The sequence below is a fragment of the Vibrio sp. 10N.222.49.C9 genome (assembly GCF_041474985.1).
GTDB lineage: Bacteria > Pseudomonadota > Gammaproteobacteria > Enterobacterales > Vibrionaceae > Vibrio > Vibrio crassostreae_C.
Map to the genome: position 1 here is coordinate 1 of NZ_JBFRVD010000757.1, position 267 is coordinate 267.

Genomic DNA, 267 nt, shown 5'->3' on the forward strand with positions numbered 1-267 from the left:
ATTTATCACAGAGACTTTTGATATTTCTGTTAGTAACTCTGACTTTTTAGGTGATTACTCAACGGACTACGTATTCACATTAAATGGCTCATATAATATCAATGAAACGTGGAGAGTATTTGGATCAGTGGATACTGACGAGTATTTAGAGCTGGGTGTTGGTTACTCATTTTTTGTGGCAGATCGTATATATAATGAGCTTTTTGTTACCGCTGGAGCGTCTACAGACAATACTTATGTGACTGGACTTGGGCTTTTCTCTGCAAC

Annotated in this window: 1 pseudogene; it reads left to right on the forward strand. The window is 37.5% G+C overall.

Annotated elements, in window-relative coordinates:
- A pseudogene (locus AB4585_RS25440) lies at window positions 1–267 on the forward strand (hypothetical protein); the annotation flags it as partial.